The following is a 19,304-nucleotide window of genomic DNA, read 5'->3' on the forward strand; positions in this document are numbered from 1 at the left end:
TTCCCTTGTGGGAGCGAGCCTGCTCGCGATAGCGGTGGGTCAGCCACATCAATGCCCACTGATAAGACGCTATCGCGAGCAGGCTCGCTCCCACAGAGGGGTGGCTTCGTCAGCAGGATATGTATTCCAACAGCCCGGACCCAGTAACATTCGCTTTATGACCGCCACTGCCCCCTACATCGGCCGCTTCGCCCCCACACCCAGCGGCCACCTGCACTTCGGCTCCCTGGTCGCCGCGCTGGCGTCCTATCTGGATGCCCGGGCTGCGGGCGGGCGCTGGTTGCTGCGCATGGAGGACCTTGACCCACCACGGGAAGAGCCTGGCGCGCAAGCGGCAATCTTGAAGGCACTGCAAAGCTACGGGTTTGAATGGGACGGCGAGATGGTCCGTCAGAGTGAGCGCCATGAGGCCTACGACCAGGTCATCAATCGCCTGCTCAGCCAGGGTCTGGCCTATGCCTGCACCTGCTCGCGCAAACAACTGGAGCCGTATCAGGGCATTTATCCGGGCCTGTGCCGCAACGCCGGTCACGACACCAAAGACGCGGCCATCCGCCTGCGCGTTCCCGAGCTGGCGTATCACTTCAACGACCGAGTACAAGGCCCGTTCCGCCAGCACCTGGGCCGTGAAGTCGGCGATTTCGTGATTCGCCGTCGCGACGGGCTCTATGCTTATCAACTGGCGGTGGTGTTGGACGACGCCTGGCAGGGGGTCACCGATATCGTGCGCGGTGCCGACCTGCTGGACTCCACGCCACGTCAGCTGTACCTGCAAGAGCTGCTTGGCTTGCCACAACCGCGCTACCTGCATGTGCCGCTGATCACCCAGCCGGACGGACACAAACTCGGCAAGTCCTACCGTTCGCCACCGCTGGCGGCCGATCAGGCCACGCCATTGTTGTTGCGGGCACTGCGCGCGCTGGGCCAACAGCCAGGCCCCGAACGGGTCGACGCCAGCCCCCGGGACCTGCTGGACTGGGGCATTCGCCATTGGGATGCGGGGAAGATACCGCGCACTTTGACCCTGCCAGAGGCGCAAATACGTTGACGGCGCTTGCAGCTTGGCCCCCATCCGTTACCATCGCCGCACGTTTTCGGGCACGCGTTTAAAAAAGAGAGGCCGGGATGTACATCTATCGCTTGGTCCTGCTCCTGGTAGTGGGGATTTATCTGTTCTCCCCGGCCATCATGGATTGGTGGATCGACGCCACGGGTGCCTGGTATCGGCCCTATCTGCTTTGGCTGATCCTGATCGTCGTGACCTTCATCCTGCAGAGCCAAAAAGATGCCGATGAGCTTTAGCCTGACCCAGATGATCCTGATCAGCGCAGCCTACCTGGCAGTGCTGTTCGGCGTCGCCTGGATCAGCGAACGGGGCATGATCCCCCGGGCGATCATCCGCCACCCGCTGACCTACACCCTGTCGCTGGGCGTCTACGCCAGCGCGTGGGCGTTCTATGGCACGGTCGGGCTGGCCTATCAGTACGGCTACGGTTTTCTGTCCAGCTACCTGGGTGTATCGGGGGCATTCCTGCTGGCACCGGTGCTGCTCTACCCGATCCTGAAAATCACCCGCACCTACCAGCTATCATCCCTGGCCGACCTGTTCGCCTTTCGCTTTCGCAGCACCTGGGCCGGCGCGCTGACCACGATTTTCATGCTGGTGGGCGTATTGCCGTTGCTGGCCCTGCAGATCCAGGCGGTGGCCGACTCCATCAGCATCCTCACCCGCGAACCGGTGCAGCACCGGGTCGCACTGAGTTTCTGCGCGCTGATCATTCTCTTCACGATTTTCTTCGGTTCCCGCCACATCGCCACCCGGGAGAAACACGAAGGCCTGGTGTTCGCCATCGCCTTCGAATCGGTGATCAAACTGATCGCCATCGGCGGCGTCGGCCTCTATGCCCTGTACGGCGTATTCGATGGCCCGCAACAACTGGAGCTGTGGCTGCTGCAGAACCAGACCGCCCTCGCCGCCCTGCACACACCCCTGCAGGAAGGCCCGTGGCGCACGCTGTTGCTGGTGTTCTTCGCGTCAGCGATCGTCATGCCGCACATGTACCACATGACCTTTACCGAAAACCTCAACCCGCGCTCGCTGGTGAGCGCGAGCTGGGGCCTGCCGCTGTTCCTGCTGCTGATGAGCCTGGCGGTGCCGCTGATCCTGTGGGCCGGACTGAAGCTGGGAGCCAGCACCAATCCTGAGTATTTCACCCTCGGCATCGGCATCGCCGCCAACAGCAAGGCCCTGGCGTTGCTGGCCTACATCGGTGGCCTGTCGGCGGCCAGCGGCCTGATCATCGTTACCACGCTGGCGCTGTCGGGCATGGCGCTCAACCATCTGGTGCTGCCGCTCTACCAGCCGCCAGCCGAGGGCAATATCTACCGCTGGCTGAAATGGACCCGCCGCGCACTGATCGTCGCCATCATCATGGCCGGCTACGGCTTTTACCTGATGCTGGGCGACGGACAGGACCTGGCCAACCTCGGCATTGTCGCGTTCGTCGCCACCTTGCAGTTCCTGCCCGGCGTACTGTCGGTGCTGTATTGGCCAACAGCCAACCGCCGTGGTTTTATCGCCGGTCTGCTCGCGGGGATCCTGGTGTGGCTGGTCGCCATGCTGTTGCCACTGCTGGGCAACATGCAGGGCTTCTATATCCCGTTGCTGAACATGATCTACGTGCTCGACGACACCAGTTGGCACATGGCGGCCATCGCCTCACTGGCGGCGAACGTGCTGATGTTCACCCTGATTTCACTGTTCACCAACGCCAGCAGCGAAGAGGCCAGCGCCGCCGAAGCCTGCGCGGTGGACAACGTTCGCCGCCCTCAGCGCCGGGAACTGCACGCCGCCTCACCCCAGGAGTTCGCCACGCAACTGGCCAAGCCCCTGGGCGCCAAGGCCGCGCAAAAAGAAGTCGAACAGGCCCTGCGCGACCTCTACCTGCCCTTCGATGAACGCCGTCCATATGCCCTGCGTCGCCTGCGGGACCGGATCGAAGCCAACCTGTCCGGCCTGATGGGCCCCAGCGTGGCCCAGGACATGGTCGAGACGTTCCTGCCCTACAAGGCCGGCGGCGAGAACTATGTCACTGAAGACATCCACTTCATCGAGAGCCGTCTGGAAGACTACCACTCGCGCCTCACCGGCCTGGCCGCCGAACTGGACGCCTTGCGCCGTTATCACCGCCAGACCTTGCAGGAACTGCCGATGGGCGTGTGCTCCCTGGCCAAGGACCAGGAAATCCTGATGTGGAACAAGGCCATGGAGGAACTGACTGGAATCGCCGCCCAGCGCGTGGTTGGTTCACGCCTGAGTACCCTGAGTGAGCCGTGGAAAGGCCTGCTGCAAGGCTTCATCGACCTGCCGGATGAGCATTTGCACAAGCAGCACCTGGCCCTCGACGGCCAGACTCGCTGGTTGAACCTGCACAAGGCGGCGATCGACGAGCCGCTGGCGCCGGGTAACAGTGGCCTGGTATTGCTGGTGGAAGACCTCACCGATACTCAGATGCTCGAAGACAAGCTGGTCCACTCCGAACGGTTGGCAAGCATCGGTCGGCTGGCCGCCGGGGTGGCCCACGAAATCGGCAACCCGATCACCGGCATCGCCTGCCTGGCGCAAAACCTGCGCGAAGAGCGCGAGGACGACGGCGAACTGACGGAAATCAGCGGCCAGATCCTCGAACAGACCAAGCGTGTGTCGCGTATCGTCCAGTCACTGATGAGCTTCGCCCATGCCGGCGGCCACCAGCACAACGACGAGCCCGTCTGTCTGGCCGAAGTGGCCCAGGACGCCATTGGTCTGCTGGCCCTGAACCGGCGCAATTTCGAGGTGCAATTCTTCAACCTGTGCGACCCGGATCACTGGGTCGACGGCGATCCCCAGCGGCTCGCCCAGGTACTGATCAACCTGCTCTCCAACGCCCGCGACGCCTCACCTGCGGGCAGCGCGGTGCGGGTCAAGAGCGAAGCCAGCGAACACACGATCGACCTGATCGTCGAAGACGAAGGCAGCGGTATCCCCCAGAACATCATGGACCGATTGTTCGAACCTTTCTTCACCACCAAGGACCCGGGCGAAGGCACCGGTCTGGGCCTTGCACTGGTCTATTCCATCGTTGAAGAGCATTATGGACAAATCACCATCGACAGCCCGGCCGATGTACAAAGCCAACGCGGCACCCGTATACGGGTGACCTTGCCGCGTCATGTCGAAGCGACGTCCGCTGTGAACTGAGACCGTCGAGAGAATCGAATCAATGCCGCACATTTTGATCGTCGAAGACGAAACAATTATCCGCTCCGCCTTGCGCCGCCTGCTGGAACGCAATCAGTACCAGGTCAGCGAAGCCGGTTCAGTGCAGGAAGCACAAGAACGTTTCAGCATTCCAACGTTTGACCTGATCGTCAGCGACCTGCGCTTGCCTGGCGCCCCCGGCACCGAACTGATCAAGCTCGGCCAGGGCACGCCGGTACTGATCATGACCAGTTACGCCAGCCTGCGCTCGGCGGTGGACTCCATGAAAATGGGCGCGGTGGACTACATCGCCAAGCCGTTTGACCACGACGAGATGCTCCAGGCCGTGGCCCGCATCCTGCGCGACCGACAGACGGCGGCCAGCCATGCGCCGGAACCGGCGAGCAAGGCGACAGCCTCCACCAAAGGCGGCGCCGGCAACCATAACGGCGAAATCGGCATCATCGGCTCCTGCCCGCCCATGCAGGACTTGTACAGCAAGATCCGCAAAGTGGCGCCCACCGACTCCAATGTCCTGGTCCAGGGCGAGTCCGGCACCGGCAAGGAGCTGGTAGCCCGTGCGCTGCATAACCTGTCCCGACGGGCCAAGGCCCCGATGATTTCGGTGAACTGCGCGGCGATCCCGGAAAGCCTGATCGAGTCCGAACTGTTCGGTCACGAAAAGGGTGCGTTCACGGGTGCCAGCGCCGGGCGCGCCGGGCTGGTGGAAGCGGCGGACGGCGGGACGCTGTTCCTCGATGAAATCGGTGAACTACCCCTTGAAGCCCAGGCACGTTTGCTGCGGGTGCTTCAGGAAGGCGAGATCCGTCGGGTCGGGTCGGTGCAGTCGCAGAAAGTCGACGTGCGCCTGATCGCGGCCACGCACCGCGATCTCAAGAGCCTGGCGAAGATCGGCCAGTTCCGTGAAGACCTGTATTACCGTTTGCACGTCATCGCCTTGAAGCTGCCGGCCCTGCGCGAGCGTGGCGCCGACGTCAACGAAATCGCCAATGCTTTCCTTGCCCGCCAGAGCGCGCGGGTCAACCGCACCGATCTCAAGTTCGCCCCGGATGCCGAACAGGCCATCCGTCACTACGCCTGGCCGGGTAACGTTCGAGAGCTGGAAAACGCGGTAGAGCGAGCAGTGATCCTCTGCGAGAGCCCGGAAATCTCGGCCGACCTGCTAGGCATCGACATCGAGCTCAGTGACCTGGACGATGACGAGTTCATCGGCCTGGCCCCGCAACAGGGTGGTGCCAACAACTCCAGTCACGAGCCTACCGAAGACTTGTCCCTGGAAGATTACTTCCAGCATTTCGTCCTCGAACACCAGGACCACATGACTGAGACCGAACTGGCGCGCAAGCTGGGGGTTAGCCGCAAATGCCTGTGGGAACGCCGCCAGCGCCTGGGTATCCCACGCCGCAAGACCGGGGTCGCCAGCGAAAGCTGAGGTGCGCGGGTAACACCGCCCATTGTGAAAAAACTGTTACCTCAGCTTTTTCACGTAACAGAAGCCGGGGTTTACGGTAACGAAACCCCGGCTTTTTTTCGCCCCGAAAAAACCAGCAACCCCGCCAGCCCCCCGACTTTGCTAGGGTTCGCAAAAGTTGGCACGCACCCTGCTATAGCTTTGGTACAAGAACAATAACAAACCGTGTAAACGACAATAAAAATAAGACGAATCGACTCACGCACAATAAAAACAAGACGGCGAGAGGCGCAGCTAACTGATTCTTTTGGAGAGGCGTTGTATTTGGGGCTTGCCCCACAACCAGGCCGAGAACAATAAAACTGTCCCAAGACAGGTGCCTGAACTGGTTGGATCGATTGATCACTGCAACACAGCGACCAAAGCAATCCGTTTGCTCTTGACTCCCGAATGGGAGTGTCACGCAGGGAAAACCTCGTGGCGCGGGCACTCAACAAAAACAAGAAGCCCGAAATCAATAATAAAAACAGAGCACGCAACTAATTCTGGGGGAGCTTCGGCTCCCCCTGTGGTTTCCGGCATTCCCCTTCCCTTAAAGCCTACAAGGCTTGTCGCTCAAGCTTGCAGCTCAAAACTGCTCCGTCCTACACCATCCCTCGACTAAATGCTAGAATCCCCGCCCATCATGCGGTCACTCTTCGTTTTTGGCCGAATATTCCTTCAAACAGTGCATCCCATGCTGAAGAAGCTGTTCCAGTCATTCCGTTCTCCCTTGCGTCGTACGCAACACATTCGCAGCACGCCTGAAGTGCTCAACAGTGGCCAGCATTCGTTGCAAAAGGCCCAGTTCAGCCGTTACGCGGTGAACATCGTCGAACGCCTGCAGAACGCCGGCTACCAGGCTTATCTGGTGGGCGGATGTGTGCGTGACATGCTGCTCAACATCACGCCCAAGGATTTCGACGTCGCCACCAGCGCCACGCCGGAACAGATCCGCGCCGAATTTCGCAACGCACGGATCATTGGCCGGCGCTTCAAGCTGGTCCACATCCACTTCGGCCGCGAAATCATCGAAGTGGCGACATTTCGCGCCAACCACCCGCAAAACGATGAAGAAGAAGACAGTAGCCAGTCTTCGCGCAACGAGAGCGGGCGCATCCTGCGCGATAACGTCTACGGCACGCTGGAAGAAGACGCGCAACGCCGCGACTTCACCATCAACGCCCTGTATTACGACCCGGTCAGCGAACGCATCCTCGACTACGCCAATGGCGTACACGACATCCGCAATCGCCTGATCCGCCTGATCGGCGACCCCAAGCAGCGTTACCAGGAAGACCCGGTGCGCATGCTGCGAGCCGTGCGTTTCGCCGCCAAGCTGGATTTCGGCATCGAAAAACACAGCGCCACGCCGATCCGCGAATTGGCGCCGATGCTGCGGGAAATCCCGTCGGCCCGTCTGTTCGAGGAAGTGCTCAAGTTGTTCCTGTCGGGCAACGCGGCGGACACCTTTGAAATGCTGGTGGACCTGCAACTGTTCGACCCGCTGTTCCCGGCCAGCGCCGAAGCGCTGGAGCACAACCCGACCTACACCCACACCCTGATCAGCGAAGCGTTGATCAACACCGATCTGCGCATCAAGCAGAACAAACCGGTGACCCCGGCCTTCCTGTTTGCCGCACTGCTCTGGCCTGCCCTCCCGGCCCGGGTGCTGCGCCTGCAGGAGCGCGGCATGCCGCCAATCCCTGCCATGCAGGAAGCCGCCCACGAGCTGATCAGCGAACAGTGCCAGCGTATCGCGATTCCGAAACGCTTCACGATGCCGATCCGCGAAATCTGGGACATGCAGGAACGCCTGCCACGGCGCAGCGGCAAACGTGCCGACCTGCTGCTGGACAACCCGCGTTTCCGGGCTGGCTACGACTTCCTGCTACTGCGTGAAAGCGCCGGCGAACAAACCGATGGCCTCGGTGAATGGTGGACTGACTACCAGGACGCCAACGACAGCGAGCGCCGCGACATGATCCGCGAACTCAGTGGTAAGGACGACGGTGCCAGCGGCCCGCGCAAGCGTCGTCGCAGCAGCGGCGCCAAGCGTAAACGTGCCGGTGTCCCGAGCGCTTCGGACGAGTAATCGATGGAGCGCATCTACATCGGCATGGGCAGCAACCTCGCCGAGCCCTCCGAACAATTGCGCAGCGCTGTCCAGGCGCTGGCGCAACTGCCCGACACGCAACTGACGGGCGTGTCAGCGTTCTACCAGAGCGACTCCCTGCTGCCTGGCCAGCCACGCTACACCAATGCGGTCGCGGCGCTGGACAGTCGCCTGGCGCCGCTGGACCTGCTCGATGCGCTGCAAGCCATCGAAACCGGGCAAGGTCGCGAACGCCTGGAGCGCTGGGGTCCGCGTACCCTGGACCTGGACATTCTCCTGTTCGGCGATCGCCTGATCGACGAGCCCCGCCTGAAAGTCCCTCACTACCACATGCACGCCCGGGCCTTCGTACTCTATCCCCTCGCAGAACTGGCACCCGCCGACCTGCGCCTGGCCGATGGAAGGCTGCTCAAGGACCTGCTTGCAGCGTGCCCGTTTGTCGGCCTGGAACGCTTGCCCTCCAACTGACGTAGATAGCCTGTGGGAGCGAGCCTGCTCGCGACAGCGGTGATTGAACCATTGCAAATGTCGACTGACACACCGCAACCGCGTGCAGGCTCGCTCCCACAAGATTCGGACCCTACAGTCACTTTCGAGACTCTCCCCCACGCTGAAACGCATCAGTAACCCCGGTAACACCCGGCGGTAACACATCCAATTGACTTCCCGGGTACTCCTCACGACTATAGGCGTCCCGTCGCCGCCAACGCGGCGCTAAAGGGCGCAATCCAGGCCTTACAAGCACCACGCATAGAGGGTGCGCCTGTATAAATGACGAATCATGCGCGTTACTCGCAGTAGTTCAAGGAGGTGTTCTCAGTCAGGGAAACCGATTGAGAACATCCCCTGGCGCCTAATGAGGACTTTTTCATGCCAGCTATTACCCTGATCACGCTGCAAGGTCTCAAGCAAAAAGGTGAAAAAATCACCATGCTGACCTGCTATGACGCAACCTTCGCCCACGCCTGCAATGAGGCCGGTGTCGAAGTGCTGCTGGTGGGCGATTCCCTCGGCATGGTGCTGCAAGGTCACGACAGCACGCTGCCGGTGACCACCGCCGAGATGGCCTATCACGTGGCCGCCGTCAAACGCGGTAACACCGATGCACTGATCCTTGCCGACCTGCCATTCATGGCCTACGCCACCCTCGAACAAACCATGACCAACAGCGCCATGCTGATGCAGGCCGGCGCCCACATGGTGAAAGTAGAAGGCGCGTTGTGGCTGGCCGATTCCATTCGCCTGCTGGCCGAACGCGGCATCCCGGTGTGCGCACACCTGGGCTTGACGCCCCAAGCGGTGAACATCCTCGGTGGCTACAAGGTTCAGGGCCGCAATGAAAACCAGGCCCGTCAGATGCGCGCCGATGCGATCGCGCTGGAGCAGGCGGGTGCCGCGATGTTGCTGCTCGAATGCGTGCCCAGCGAACTGGCGGAGGAAATCACCCAGGCGGTGAAGATCCCGGTCATCGGCATCGGCGCCGGCAGCGCCACCGACGGCCAGGTACTGGTGCTGCATGACATGCTCGGCTTGTCGATCACCGGTCGCGTACCCAAGTTCGTGAAGAACTTCATGGCCGGGCAAGCGACCATCCAGGCCGCCCTGGGCGCCTACGTTGCCGAAGTCAAAGCGGCGACCTTCCCTGGCGTCGAGCACGGATTTTCTGCATGAACACCGTCAAAACCGTACGCGAACTGCGGGCCGCCGTGGCCCGCGCCCGCAGCGAAGGCAAACGCATTGCTTTCGTGCCGACCATGGGCAACCTGCACAGCGGCCATATGGCGCTGATCACCAAAGCGGCGCAGCGGGCCGACTTCGTGGTGGCGAGCATTTTCGTCAACCCGCTGCAATTCGGTGCCGGCGAAGACCTGGACAAATACCCGCGCACTTTGGCTGCCGATCAGGAAAAACTGCTCCAGGCCGGCTGCCATCTGCTGTTCGCTCCAACCGTCGAAGAGATGTACCCCGACGGCATGGCCGGACAGACCCGGGTCAGTGTCCCGCAACTGTCCGAAGGCCTGTGCGGCGCCAGCCGTCCGGGGCATTTCGAGGGCGTGGCAACGGTGGTCAGCAAACTGTTCAACATGGTCCAGCCTGACCTTGCGGTGTTCGGCCAGAAGGACTTCCAGCAACTGGCGGTGATCCGCGCGCTGGTCCATGACCTGAACATGCCGATTCAGATCATCGGTGAGCCGACCGTTCGCGCCGAAGATGGTCTGGCGCTGTCGTCACGCAACGGCTTCCTCAGCCCTGAACAACGCGCGGTGGCCCCCGTGGTCTATCGCAGCCTGAGCCAGATTGCCGAGGCGATCAGGCTGGGGCGGCGGGATTTCCCGGTGCTGGTGGCCGAGCAGGTCAAGCAACTGGAAACTGCCGGCTTGCGTCCTGATTATCTGGAAGTCCGCCACGCCCGTACCTTGCGTCCGGCCACGGCCGAGGATCGTGATCTGGTGATTCTGGTTGCCGCTTTCCTGGGCACCACCCGGTTGATCGATAACCTGCACCTGGACCTCGACGCACTCGCCTGAACACCCTAGCCCAATGGGGGCCTTGTGGGAGCCAGGCTTGCTCGCGATAGCAGTCTAAAAGTCGACATATGTGTTGAATTTGACGGCGTCATCGCGAGCAAGCTTTGCTCCCACAGCCTTCGCTTCCACAAGGGATAGACGGTGTTTTACAGACTGCATTCTCACATCTCTTGTGTATTGCTGCCTCCAGAGCCTTCGGGCAAACTGCCCGCCGTTCGGACCCGACCAGAGGAAACATTCATGCACGCCATCATGCTCAAGGCCAAGCTGCACCGCGCCGAAGTCACTCACGCCGTGCTCGACTACGAAGGCTCCTGCGCCATTGATGGTGAGTGGCTGGACCTGTCGGGTATCCGCGAATACGAACAGATCCAGATCTACAACGTCGACAACGGTGAACGCTTCACCACCTATGCAATCCGTGGCGAAGAAGGCTCGCGAATGATTTCGGTCAACGGCGCTGCGGCGCACAAGGCCAAGGTGGGTGACCGGGTGATCATCTGCGCCTACGCCCATTACAGCGAAGCCGAACTGGCCAACTTCAAGCCCCGCATGCTGTACATGGCCCCGGGCAACGAACTGAGCCACACCAGCAATGCCATCCCGGTTCAGGTCGCCTGACCGAACCCTGTGCCGCTCCCTCGGTGTGCAAGCTTGGGGAGCACGCTTTGCTCCCACAGCGGGCATTCCCCAGAATAGGGACTTTGTGCCAGGGAACATCGCCGCGCTTCCGTCTGTCGGACCAATCCCGCCCCTGTTGTATAAAAAAGTACCGGGAAACGGTCTGACAAAGCCAAGACAGATCGCAACGCGAGGTTTACTGTAGTCGCCCTGTGCCCATAGATCGTGTCGACGCAGTTGTCCGGACGCCCCCTGAGGCCATGCCGGAATTTTTAGTGTACAAAAGGTCGTTCAAGTAAAAAGGAAACCCGCAGCGATGGCGTATTACCGAACCCCTCACGACGTGACCGCTCTGCCTGCCTGGCAAGCGCTGAATGACCACCGCAAAGCCATGCAGGATTTCAGCATGCGCGAAGCGTTCCATGCCGATCCGCAGCGTTTCAATCAATTCACTCTGTCGAGCTGCGGCCTGTTTCTCGACTACTCAAAGAACCTGATCAACGCCCAGACCCGTGACCTGCTGGTGTGCCTGGCCAATGAAGTCGACCTCAAGGGCGCGATCAAGGCGCTGTTCGAAGGCGAAATCGTCAATGCCTCCGAGAGCCGCCCGGCCCTGCATACCGCGCTGCGCCGCCCTGTGGGCGATAAACTGCTGGTGAACGGCGCCGACGTCATGCCCGACGTACACAAGGTGTTGAACCAGATCACTGATCTGGTGGGGCGCATCCATGACGGCCTGTGGCGCGGCTACACCGAGAAACCGATTACCGACGTGGTGAACATCGGCATCGGTGGCTCTTTCCTCGGCCCGGAACTGGTCTCCGAAGCGCTGCTGTCTTACGCGCAAAAAGGCGTGCGCTGTCACTACCTGGCGAACATCGACGGCAGCGAGTTCCATGAACTGACCATGAAGTTGCGCGCCGAGACCACGCTGTTCATCGTCTCGTCGAAATCCTTCAACACCCTCGAAACCCTGAAGAACGCCCAGGCTGCCCGTGCCTGGTACCTGGCCCAGGGCGGCTCCGAAGCCGAGCTGTACCGCCACTTCATCGCCGTATCGAGCAATAACGCCGCCGCCGTGGCTTTCGGCATCCGCGAAGAAAACATCTTCCCGATGTGGGATTGGGTCGGCGGGCGCTACTCGCTGTGGTCGGCCATCGGCTTGCCGATCGCCCTGGCCATCGGCATGTCGAACTTCAAGGAATTGCTCTCCGGCGCCTATTCCATGGACCAGCATTTCCAGAGCGCGCCGTTCGAACAGAACATGCCGGTACTACTGGCGCTGCTGGGCGTGTGGTACGGCAACTTCTGGGGCGCGCAAAGCCACGCGATCCTGCCGTACGACCACTACCTGCGCAACATCACCAAGCACTTGCAGCAACTGGACATGGAATCCAACGGCAAGAGTGTGCGCCAGGACGGCACGCCGGTGTCTACCGACACAGGTCCTGTGATCTGGGGCGGCGTCGGTTGCAATGGTCAGCACGCCTACCACCAGTTGCTGCACCAGGGCACCCAGTTGATCCCGGCAGACTTCATCGTGCCGATCGTCAGCTTCAACCCGGTTTCCGATCACCACCAGTGGCTGTACGCCAACTGCCTGTCCCAGAGCCAGGCATTGATGCTGGGCAAGACCCGCGCCGAAGCCGAAGCGGAACTGCGTGACAAAGGTGCGAGCGAAGAAGACGTGCAGAAACTGGCCTCCCACAAGGTGATCCCGGGCAACCGTCCGAGCAACACCTTGGTGGTCGAACGCATCAGCCCACGTCGCCTTGGCGCATTGGTAGCGCTGTATGAACATAAAGTGTTCGTGCAAAGCGTGGTCTGGGGTATCAACGCGTTCGACCAATGGGGCGTGGAGCTGGGCAAGGAATTGGGCAAGGGCGTCTACAACCGTCTGGTGGGCAGCGAAGAAAGCGCGGCCGAAGACCCTTCGACCCAGGGCTTGATCAACTACTTCCGCGGGCGTCATCGCGGCTGATCCTCAAGTAGTTATCAAGGCCCGCGTTACCTTTGTGGGAGCGAGCCTGCTCGCGATGGCGGTGGATCAGTTGACACAGATGTTGACTGACACAGCGCCATAGCGAGCAGGCTCGCTCCCACAGTTGATTTGTACATGACTTGAACCCTCCGGCTACTCGGCGCATCTTTATGACTTGTCGCAAAAACAAGAATAAGGAACCGTCATGTTCGATATCAGCCAGTACCCCCAAGCCGATGCCGTCCGCCGGGCTGCGCAACTGAGTCAGGACGAGTACACGCGGCTCTACAAAGAATCCATCGAACATCCCAGCGCTTTCTGGGGCGAGCAGGCCACGCGCTTTCTCGACTGGATGACGCCTTGGCAAACCGTCCAGCGCTATGACCTCAAGATCGGCGACGCCACCTGGTTCGCCGGGGGCAAGCTGAACGTCAGCGCCAACTGCATCGACCGCCACCTGGAGACACGTGGCGACCAGACGGCGATCATCTGGGAAGGCGACAACCCCGCCGAATCGGCAGAAATCACCTACAAAAAACTTCATCACCATGTTTGCCGCCTGGCCAACGTGCTGAAAAGCCGCGGCGTGAAGAAAGGCGATCGGGTCTGCATCTACATGCCGATGATCCCTGAAGCGGCCTACGCCATGCTTGCCTGCACACGGATTGGCGCGGTGCATTCGGTGGTGTTCGGCGGCTTTTCGCCGGATTCGCTGCGCGACCGGATTCTCGACGCCGATTGCCGCACCGTGATCACGGCCGACGAAGGCGTGCGCGGCGGACGATTCATACCGCTCAAACGCAACGTCGATAAGGCCCTGGAAAGTTGCCCGAACGTCAGCACCGTGCTGGTGGTCGAGCGCACCCAGGGCGAAGTGGCCTGGGTCGAAGGCCGCGACCTGTGGTACCACCAGGCCATGCACGACATGAGCGACGATTGCCCGCCGGAACCGATGGACGCCGAGGACCCGCTGTTCATCCTCTACACCTCCGGCAGTACCGGCAAGCCCAAGGGCGTGCTGCACACCACCGGTGGTTATCTGCTGCAAGCGGCGATGACGTTCAAGTACGTGCTCGATTACCGCGACAACGAAGTGTTCTGGTGCACCGCCGACGTCGGCTGGGTCACCGGTCACAGTTACATCGTCTACGGCCCGCTGGCCAACGGCGCCACCACGCTGATCTTCGAAGGCGTACCGAGCTACCCCAGCAGTTCGCGCTTCTGGCAGGTGATCGACAAACATCAAGTCAATATTTTCTACACCGCGCCGACCGCCCTGCGAGCGCTGATGCGCGAAGGTGCCGGACCGTTGCAGGAAACGTCGCGCAAAAGCCTGCGATTGCTCGGCAGCGTCGGTGAGCCGATCAACCCGGAAGCGTGGGAATGGTACTTCAACGTGGTCGGCGAACAGCGCTGCCCGATTGTCGACACCTGGTGGCAGACCGAGACCGGCGGCATCATGCTCAGCCCGCTGGTGAGTGCGCCGCGGCTCAAGCCGGGCTGCGCCACCCGACCGATGTTTGGCGTGCAACCGGTGTTGCTGGATGAAACCGGCAAGGAAATCCATGGCGCAGGCAGCGGTGTGCTGGCGATCAAGGCGAGCTGGCCGGGGCAGATTCGCAGCGTTTATGGCGACCACTCCCGCATGGTCGACACCTACTTCAAGCCCTACCCCGGCTATTACTTCACCGGCGACGGCGCCCGTCGAGACGAAGATGGCGATTACTGGATCACCGGGCGCATCGACGATGTGATCAACGTCTCCGGTCACCGCATCGGCACTGCCGAAATAGAAAGTGCCTTGGTGCTGCACGACAACATCGCCGAAGCGGCAGTGGTCGGTTACCCCCACGACCTCAGAGGCCAGGGCATCTACGCTTTCGTCACGCCGATGGACGGAATCGAGGCCAACGACGCGTTGAAAAAGGAATTGCTGGACCACGTCAGCAAGGAGATCGGCAGCTTCGCCAAACCGGAACTGATCCAGTGGGCGCCGGCACTGCCCAAGACCCGCTCGGGCAAGATCATGCGGCGCATCCTGCGCAAGATTGCCTGCAACGAGCTCGACAGCCTCGGTGATACCTCGACCCTGGCCGATCCAAGCGTGGTGGAGGGGCTGATCGACAAGCGCCTTAATCGCTGAGCGAATGACTCGGTTCCCCTGAGGCATCGAGTCCTTGCGTCGCTGGACTGTGGGAGCACAGCTTGCTCCCACAAATCCCCTCGCCACAGAAACTGCTAAACTCCCGCGCCTCATTTCCTTAAGGCGCGCCCGGCATGTCTTCCTTGAATCAGGCGCTGCGCGCCGCCCTCGATCAGCGTCAGGACCTGCTCGGCCAATTGCACCAGCAAGGCACCGATTGCTATCGCTTGTTCCATGGCAGCCAGGAAGGCGCCCCTGGCCTGACGGTCGACCGCTACGGCCCGCAATTGCTGGTGCAAAGTTTCCATCAGTCACTGGAACGCGATGCCTTGCTGCAATTGCACGGTATCGTCAACGAGTGCCTGGGCCTGGACACCCTGCTGGTCTACAACGATCGCGCCCGGGGCAATTCGCGCGTCGACCGCCAGGACACCGTTTACCAGGCTGACGAAACCGCCCTGCAAGACCTCGTCGGCCATGAATGGGGTCTGAACTACCGCGTGCGCGGGCGCCATGCCGGGCAGGATCCATTGCTGTTTCTCGACCTGCGCAACGCCCGGGGCTGGGTCAAGGAACACAGCCGTCACAAAAGCGTGCTGAACCTGTTCGCCTACACCTGCGGCGTCGGCCTGAGCGCCGCGGCCGGTGGCGCGCGCGAGGTGTGCAACCTGGACTTTGCCGAAGGCAACCTGGCGGTGGGGCGCGAGAACGGTTTGCTCAACCCTGATCTGCCGCCCATGGATTTCGTGCAATCGGATTACTTCCCGGCCATCCGCCAACTGGCCGGCCTGCCCATCAGCCAGCGACGCGGGCAGAAGCTGCCAGGTTATGTGCGCCTGGAGCAACGCCAGTACGACCTGGTGCTGCTCGACCCGCCCGCCTGGGCCAAGAGCGCGTTCGGCACTGTCGACCTCTTGCGCGATTACCAGAGCCTGCTCAAGCCGGCGCTGCTCACCACCGCTGAAAATGGCGTGCTGATCTGTTGCAACAACCTGGCAAAAGTCTCCATGGACGACTGGCGCGAGCAGGTGCTGCGCTGCGCGGAAAAGGCCGGCCGCCCGGTGCGCGAATGGAAAATACTGGCACCCGGCAGCGATTTCCCCTCGCGGGACCAGCAGCCGCCACTCAAGACGTTGATCCTTCAGCTCTGAACCAGCGGTTCAACTCCTACGCCGAAAACGGACAAATCTGATAAATCACAGTGGCTTCGGAACCGTAAACGCATGCCATACTCCAAGGCACTCCGAATTCACACCAGATGAAGCCGCACATGCCCAAAGGATTGATTCGCGCTTTCGGCGCCCTGTTGACCGTACTGGCCCTCTACAGCCTGCTGGGTTTTCTGATATTACCCGGTGTCGCCTTGCGGATCGCCAATCAACAACTGGCCGACCATGCAACGGTGCCAGCCCAGATTCAGCGTATCGAGCTCAATCCCTTCAGCCTCGAAGTCACGCTTTGGGGCCTGAATGTCGGCGAACCGGGCAAGGAGCAGGTCGCCTTCGAACGGCTGTACACCAACCTGCAGCTCGACAGCCTCTGGTCCGGTGCCCTGCACCTGACCGATATCGAGCTGGACAAGCCCAAGACCGAGATCATGTTCGCCAAGGACGGTCAGTTGAACCTGTTGGGCCTGTTCAAGCTGCCGGCCAGCGAACCCACCCCGGCCGACCCCGACACCAAGCCGTTTCCCCTGCGAATCGACCGGATCAAACTGGCGGGCGGTTACCTGCATTTTCAGGACCTGCGTCCCAGCGAGCCCATCGAGTTTCTGTACGACACCCTTGATTTCGAGCTCAAGAACCTCAGCACACTGCCCGACGACAACGCCGACATGACCCTGGTGGCCGTCAGCCCTCAAGGCGGCCGGGTCGACTGGACCGGCAACTTCAGCCTCACGCCGATCGCCTCCGAGGGCAAGATCAAAGTCACCGACGGCCAGATGAAAGTCTGGTGGCCCTACGTACGCGACGCGGTACCGCTGGTGCTGGAAAACGGCGTGCTGAACCTGAGTACCGACTACAAGCTCAACCTGGCCAAGGGCACCGAACTGCTGCTCAACAACGTGGCCGTCAGCGTGGCCCCCTTCTCCATCAAGGCGCCGGATGGCCGTCCATTGGCGAAGCTCGAACGCCTGGATGTGAGTGAGACAACCGTCGACCTGGCCAAGCAACAAGTCATCGTCGGCAAGATCCGCAGCCAGAAGCTGGAAACCTGGGCCGCGCGCGAGGCGGATGGGCAACTGGACTGGCAAAAACTCTTCGCCAGTCAGCCGGCCAAACCGCAGGTCAAGGTCGAACCGGCGTCGGCCCCGGCAGCCGCCGACTCGCCCGAGCCTGAACCCCAGGCACCGAGCAAGCCCTGGCAGGTGCTGTTGAAGGACGTGCAACTGCGCAATTACCAGGTGCACCTGGCCGACCGTCAGGCGCAGCCGGCGGTGGCCCTGGAGGTCGGCCCGCTGAACCTCGACCTGCAGAACTACGACACCCTCAACGGCTCCCCCTTTACCCTCAAGCTGGATACCGGGATAGGCAAACAGGGCAAGATCCTGGCTGACGGCGAGGTCAACCTGAACCCGATCACCGCCCGGCTCAAGGTCAAGACCCAGGACATCGACCTGCGGGTCGCCCAGGCCTACATCAACCCGTTCATTCGCCTGGAACTGCGCTCCGGGATGCTCGGCAGCGACCTGGCGGTGGACCTCAAGAGCACCGAGCCGCTGGCATTCGCCGTCACCGGTCGAGCCCAGGTCGATCAACTGCACACCCTCGATACCCTCAGGACCCGGGACTTCATCAAGTGGAAACAGTTGGTGCTCGAAGGGCTCAACTATCAGCACGGCGACAGCCTGTCGATCGACAAGGTCAACCTGTACCAGCCTTACGCGCGATTCATGATCAACCCAGACCGCACCACCAACATCGATGACCTGCTGATCCCGCAACCGGCCGACAGTGGTACGAACAACAGCCCGGCAAAACCGGCATCCCAGGAGAAACCGCTGGGCATCCACGTCGGCGGCATTGCCATCAACGATGGCTCGGCCAACTTCGCCGACTTCAGCCTGACGCCGAACTTCGCCACGGCCATCCAGCAGCTCAACGGCCAGATCGGCACCATCGACAGCCGCCAGGCCAAGCCGGCCACCGTGGACATCAACGGCAAGGTCGACCGCTACGCGCCTGTCACCATCAAAGGGGCGCTCAACCCCTTCGACCCGATGGCCAGCCTCGACATCGCCACCAGTTTCAAACGGGTCGAACTGACGACCCTGACACCCTATTCCGGCAAATTCGCCGGCTATCGCATCCGCAAGGGCCGACTCAACCTCGACCTGCACTACCGGATCACCAAAGGCAAGTTGCTGGCCGATAACAAAGTGGTGGTCGAGCAACTGCAGTTGGGGGAAAAGGTCGACAGCCCGGACGCCGTGAGCCTGCCGCTCAAGCTGGCCGTCGCGCTGCTGAAGGATTCCGAAGGCAGGATTTCCATCGAGCTGCCGGTTTCCGGCGACCTCAATGACCCGCAATTCAGCGTGATGCCGATTGTCTGGCAAACCCTGCGCAACCTAGTGGTACGGGCGGCCCAGGCGCCATTCAAACTCATCGGTGGGCTGGTGGCCGGGGGTGCCTCGCAAGACTTGGGCAGCGTGTCATTCGCCCCGGGCTCAAGCGAACTGAACCCGGACAACGAAGGCACGCTGCTCAAGTTGTCCGAAGCCCTCGGTAAACGTCCGGAGTTGCGCCTGGAGATCGAAGGCACCGCCGCCCAAAGCAGCGACGGTCCGCTGCTCGCCGCCCAGCGTCTGGAACGCGAATACCAGTACAACTACTACAAGATGCTGCAGCGCAGAGGCGACAAAGTCCCTGCCAAGGCCTCGCTGCTGGAGGTGCCCGAGGATGAAAAGGCACCGCTGCTCGAAGGCATCTATCGCACCCGTCTCAAGACCCAGCCACCGGTCGAATGGACGCAACTGGATAAAAAGGCGCGCACGGAAAAACTGCGCGAAGGCGTGATCTCGTTCTGGAGTGGCAACGAAGTGCTGTTGCGCCAGCTGGGACAGGAGCGCGCCAGCAGCATCAAGGATTTCCTGGTGGACAAAGGGCAATTGGCCGATGACCGTGTGTATTTCATCGACGCCAGCCTCGGTCAGGCCGAAAGCGACGGGCGCGTGATCACCCCCATGCATCTGGATGCCGAATAA

The 19,304-nt window shown here is 61.5% G+C and carries 13 protein-coding genes; all 13 read left to right on the forward strand.

All coding sequences use genetic code 11. The features are described 5' to 3' along the window. Window positions 1–157 precede the first annotated feature (157 nt). Window positions 158–1,048 carry a tRNA glutamyl-Q(34) synthetase GluQRS gene (gluQRS, locus tag PSEUDOMOFG3G_RS23260; RefSeq protein ID WP_047229881.1) on the forward strand — a complete coding sequence of 297 codons (891 nt, stop codon included), beginning with the start codon at window positions 158–160 and terminating at the stop codon, window positions 1,046–1,048. A gap of 77 nt (window positions 1,049–1,125) precedes the next feature. Next, window positions 1,126–1,302, forward strand: a complete 177-nt coding sequence (locus tag PSEUDOMOFG3G_RS23265; protein ID WP_003176118.1) for a hypothetical protein — start codon at window positions 1,126–1,128, stop codon at window positions 1,300–1,302. Next, window positions 1,286–4,240 (forward strand): sensor histidine kinase, encoded by a 2,955-nt coding sequence (locus PSEUDOMOFG3G_RS23270; RefSeq protein ID WP_160893587.1) that lies wholly within the window; start codon window positions 1,286–1,288, stop codon window positions 4,238–4,240. Before PSEUDOMOFG3G_RS23265 ends, PSEUDOMOFG3G_RS23270 begins: the two co-directional genes overlap by 17 nt. Window positions 4,241–4,262: 22 nt before the next feature. Next, window positions 4,263–5,693: a sigma-54 dependent transcriptional regulator gene (locus PSEUDOMOFG3G_RS23275; RefSeq protein ID WP_076386346.1), complete on the forward strand. Its 1,431-nt coding sequence runs from the start codon at window positions 4,263–4,265 to the stop codon at window positions 5,691–5,693. Between the two features lie 715 nt (window positions 5,694–6,408). Next, window positions 6,409–7,806, forward strand: a complete 1,398-nt coding sequence (locus tag PSEUDOMOFG3G_RS23280) for a polynucleotide adenylyltransferase PcnB (RefSeq protein WP_047229847.1) — start codon at window positions 6,409–6,411, stop codon at window positions 7,804–7,806. A gap of 3 nt (window positions 7,807–7,809) precedes the next feature. After that, a complete protein-coding gene (gene folK, locus PSEUDOMOFG3G_RS23285) occupies window positions 7,810–8,295 on the forward strand; it encodes a 2-amino-4-hydroxy-6-hydroxymethyldihydropteridine diphosphokinase (RefSeq protein ID WP_139051180.1) in 486 nt (161 codons plus the stop codon). A 402-nt stretch (window positions 8,296–8,697) separates the two neighbouring features. Beyond that, window positions 8,698–9,498: a 3-methyl-2-oxobutanoate hydroxymethyltransferase gene (gene panB, locus PSEUDOMOFG3G_RS23290; RefSeq protein ID WP_139051181.1), complete on the forward strand. Its 801-nt coding sequence runs from the start codon at window positions 8,698–8,700 to the stop codon at window positions 9,496–9,498. Beyond that, window positions 9,495–10,355 carry a pantoate--beta-alanine ligase gene (gene panC / locus PSEUDOMOFG3G_RS23295; RefSeq protein ID WP_047229850.1) on the forward strand — a complete coding sequence of 287 codons (861 nt, stop codon included), beginning with the start codon at window positions 9,495–9,497 and terminating at the stop codon, window positions 10,353–10,355. The genes panB and panC overlap by 4 nt, the downstream gene beginning before the upstream one ends. A 240-nt stretch (window positions 10,356–10,595) precedes the next feature. Continuing rightward, entirely contained in the window at window positions 10,596–10,976 is a 381-nt protein-coding gene (gene panD, locus PSEUDOMOFG3G_RS23300; protein WP_047229851.1) for an aspartate 1-decarboxylase, read from the forward strand. Between the two features lie 316 nt (window positions 10,977–11,292). Continuing rightward, window positions 11,293–12,957, forward strand: a complete 1,665-nt coding sequence (gene pgi, locus PSEUDOMOFG3G_RS23305) for a glucose-6-phosphate isomerase (RefSeq protein ID WP_047229852.1) — start codon at window positions 11,293–11,295, stop codon at window positions 12,955–12,957. Between the two features lie 205 nt (window positions 12,958–13,162). After that, window positions 13,163–15,100 carry an acetate--CoA ligase gene (gene acs, locus PSEUDOMOFG3G_RS23310; protein WP_139051182.1) on the forward strand — a complete coding sequence of 646 codons (1,938 nt, stop codon included), beginning with the start codon at window positions 13,163–13,165 and terminating at the stop codon, window positions 15,098–15,100. Between the two features lie 134 nt (window positions 15,101–15,234). Further along, entirely contained in the window at window positions 15,235–16,251 is a 1,017-nt protein-coding gene (locus tag PSEUDOMOFG3G_RS23315) for a class I SAM-dependent rRNA methyltransferase (RefSeq protein WP_139051183.1), read from the forward strand. Between the two features lie 119 nt (window positions 16,252–16,370). Beyond that, complete coding sequence (locus PSEUDOMOFG3G_RS23320) at window positions 16,371–19,304, forward strand: DUF748 domain-containing protein (RefSeq protein WP_139051184.1); 2,934 nt, start codon at window positions 16,371–16,373, stop codon at window positions 19,302–19,304.

Source organism: Pseudomonas sp. FG-3G, from assembly GCF_901007645.1.
GTDB lineage: Bacteria > Pseudomonadota > Gammaproteobacteria > Pseudomonadales > Pseudomonadaceae > Aquipseudomonas > Aquipseudomonas rhizophila.

Excerpts from the sequence above, each read along its gene's own strand:
- PSEUDOMOFG3G_RS23270 (WP_160893587.1), top strand. The coding sequence starts at position 1,286 with ATGCCGATGAGCTTTAGCCTGACCCAGATGATCCTGATCAGCGCAGCC.
- panC (WP_047229850.1), top strand. The coding sequence starts at position 9,495 with ATGAACACCGTCAAAACCGTACGCGAACTGCGGGCCGCCGTGGCCCGC.
- folK (WP_139051180.1), top strand. The coding sequence starts at position 7,810 with ATGGAGCGCATCTACATCGGCATGGGCAGCAACCTCGCCGAGCCCTCC.
- gluQRS (WP_047229881.1), top strand. The coding sequence starts at position 158 with ATGACCGCCACTGCCCCCTACATCGGCCGCTTCGCCCCCACACCCAGC.
- PSEUDOMOFG3G_RS23280 (WP_047229847.1), top strand. The coding sequence starts at position 6,409 with ATGCTGAAGAAGCTGTTCCAGTCATTCCGTTCTCCCTTGCGTCGTACG.
- PSEUDOMOFG3G_RS23265 (WP_003176118.1), top strand. The coding sequence starts at position 1,126 with ATGTACATCTATCGCTTGGTCCTGCTCCTGGTAGTGGGGATTTATCTG.
- panB (WP_139051181.1), top strand. The coding sequence starts at position 8,698 with ATGCCAGCTATTACCCTGATCACGCTGCAAGGTCTCAAGCAAAAAGGT.
- PSEUDOMOFG3G_RS23320 (WP_139051184.1), top strand. The coding sequence starts at position 16,371 with ATGCCCAAAGGATTGATTCGCGCTTTCGGCGCCCTGTTGACCGTACTG.
- PSEUDOMOFG3G_RS23315 (WP_139051183.1), top strand. The coding sequence starts at position 15,235 with ATGTCTTCCTTGAATCAGGCGCTGCGCGCCGCCCTCGATCAGCGTCAG.
- panD (WP_047229851.1), top strand. The coding sequence starts at position 10,596 with ATGCACGCCATCATGCTCAAGGCCAAGCTGCACCGCGCCGAAGTCACT.
- pgi (WP_047229852.1), top strand. The coding sequence starts at position 11,293 with ATGGCGTATTACCGAACCCCTCACGACGTGACCGCTCTGCCTGCCTGG.
- PSEUDOMOFG3G_RS23275 (WP_076386346.1), top strand. The coding sequence starts at position 4,263 with ATGCCGCACATTTTGATCGTCGAAGACGAAACAATTATCCGCTCCGCC.
- acs (WP_139051182.1), top strand. The coding sequence starts at position 13,163 with ATGTTCGATATCAGCCAGTACCCCCAAGCCGATGCCGTCCGCCGGGCT.